1 protein-coding gene is annotated in these 2,657 nt (G+C 60.3%); it reads left to right on the top strand.

Annotated elements, in window-relative coordinates; translation table 11 throughout:
* Positions 1 to 279 precede the first annotated feature (279 nt).
* Positions 280 to 2,550, top strand: a complete 2,271-nt coding sequence (locus ABEA12_RS15140; protein ID WP_210100247.1) for a putative transposase — start codon at positions 280 to 282, stop codon at positions 2,548 to 2,550.
* The last annotated feature ends 107 nt before the right edge of the window (positions 2,551 to 2,657 follow it).

Genomic DNA, 2,657 nt, shown 5'->3' with positions numbered 1-2,657 from the left:
GTTCTAAAGTGACCATAGGCGGCGATCCCCGCTGACCACCAGCGGCAATTGGACTGACCACCAGCGGCAACGGTTTTGACCACGGACGGCAACGTCTTCCGGCCCGTTTCCTGGCTCCGGGAGCCCCAGGGGTCTGGACATCGATAGCAGGGATGGTGGGCGGTGATTCGGGGATTCGTCGTGTTTTCAGGACTTTTGATGGCGGCAGGACTTTTAATCACGCCCTCGATATGAGATAATTTAAGTAAGCTTTGAGACTATGATCAGGAGGATGGGAGAATGGCATTGATGTCTGCCCAACCCGCACTCCCGATCAGCCCACTACCGGGCACCCGACCCATCGGGAACGTTGCCTCCCTACTGGAAACCACGGACGGCGGGCAGGTGTTCCTGCTCGGGGACCTGCAATTCGTCTGGGACGCCGGCGACGACGAAATGCGCCGCCTGGTCGCCGTGCAGCTGTTCAAGCGCAAGGTCGCCACCGCCGAGCAGATCGCCTCCGCCTTCGACATCGCTGCTCCAACCCTCTGGCGATGGACCCGCTCCATGACCCAGGACGGAATCAAGGCCCTGGCCTCGGAAAAACGCGGACCAAAGAAACCTTCCAAGCTCACCGACGAAGTGATCACCACAATCCACGCATTGCGCGCCCAGGGCCTGACACTGGTGCAGATCGGTGAGCGCGTCGGAGTCTCGAACAACACCGCGAACCGGGCCCTGAAGCAATACCCGGCCCCCACACCACCAAGCACCGCTACCGTTGCCGTTGTCGCCCAGAGCATCGAACCAGCACCGGTGCCGGTTCAGGAGGAACTTCCCCTGCTGCCACCAGCGGTGGATCGGACCATAGAGCGCCTGGCGGTCTCGGTGAACCAGCATGAACTCGCCGGCGTTGCCCCGATCTTCGCCCCGGCGGCCCGCGTCCCGCTCGCGGGCATGTTCCTCGCCCTGCCGGCCCTGGAAACCACCATGGTCTTGAAATGCGCACCAAAGATCTTCACCGACCTGTCCCGCAGGTTCTACGGCTTGAACACCCTGATCCTTGAGGGCGTGTTACGGACCTTGGTCGGTGAACCGCGCACCGAAGGCGCCACCCGCCTTGACCCCACCGCGTTCGGCCGGATCCTGGGAATGGACCGGGCCCCGGAGGTCAAGACCATCCGCCGGCAATACCGCGCGCTGGTGGATACCGGCAAGGTCCCGGAGCTGATGAGTTCGATAGCCTTTGAACGCTTCGAGGCACAGAAAAACGGTGACGACTCCCTCATCGCTGTCCTCTACGTCGATGGGCATACCCGCGCCTACGAGGGAAAGAAGAAAATCACGAAACAGCATTCAACCAGGTTGAAGATGGCAGCCCCCGCCACGGAGGAAACCTGGGTGTCCGCCGCAAACGGAGACCCCCTGTTCATGGTCATGGCCGAACCCAGTGCCTCGCTGGTCTCCGAGCTCAAGAAGCTCGTTCCTGCGCTGCGGGCCATGATCGGCGATGACCGCCGGATGCTGGTCGGCTTTGACCGCGGCGGCTGGTCCCCAACACTCTTCTCCCACATGCACGCCGCCGGATTCGATGTCCTAACGTGGCGCAAAGGCGCCACGGCTGACATTGCTGAAACCGTATTTTCCGCGGCCACCCACGTTGATGAATACGGCACCACAAACACGTGGGCCTTGGTGGCAGAGACAGAGGTTGAGGTGCTGTTGAACGCCAAGACCGGCGAAACCATGAGAATGCGGCAAGTTTCCCAGATCGTCCCACTCACTAAGGGTGAAGGGACCCGACAGATTCATATCCTGACGACCTTGGACAAGCAAAAAACCATGGACACCGCCGAAGTCATTTACCGTATGGCCGCCAGGTGGAGGCAAGAAAACTACTTCCGCTTTGGCCGTGAGCGCTTCGCCCTTGACTCCCATGATTCATATGCCAGTACCGATGATGATGAAACCCGCAAGGTCCCGAACCCCGCCAAGAACAAGGCGAAACTGGTGATGCAAAATGCCCGCGCCCAGCGCGATGCGATCGCGAACACCGTCAACTCAGCCATGCTCGCCATCAGCACTCCGGAACCAGGCGGTGAGGGCATCATGATCACCAACCAGATGCACAACGACATCCACGCACCCCTGGTTGCCGCACAAGCCAAGGTCATCAAGGCCGAAGATGCCTACCAGCAGTTGGAAGCACGAGTACCCCTCGGGGAGACCCTCCCCGAGGCCCAAGTTCTGGATACCGAGATGAAACGCTTCACCCACATCATCCGCATGGCAGCATTCAACACCGCCGTAACTCTCGCCCGCGAGGTCCGCACCAACACCGGATACAAGCGAGCAAAACGCGAAGCCCACAACTTGGTGAGGCAAATCTTCACCCAGTCCGGAGACATTGACCCGACCGTCCCCGGGTACCTGGACATCACCCTGGATCCGATGCCCACCAAAGCCAAAACCGCTGCCGTGAAAGAACTCTGCCAAAGCCTCACCGAAACACAAACCCGGTACCCCGGCACAGACTTGATCCTGCGATATGCCGTCAAAGACAGGCTCTGAGTTGATCCGAAATATCTCAGTTCAAACCGTCGATGTCAGGACCCCTGGAGCCCCGCCCACCACGCTGGTGATGTTCTTTGCCCGTGCCTCGTGTCGAAACGAGGCGA

It is taken from the genome of Paeniglutamicibacter antarcticus, from assembly GCF_039544305.1.
Taxonomy (GTDB): Bacteria; Actinomycetota; Actinomycetes; order Actinomycetales; family Micrococcaceae; genus Paeniglutamicibacter; species Paeniglutamicibacter antarcticus_C.
This window is presented reverse-complemented; position numbering and strand designations above follow the sequence as displayed.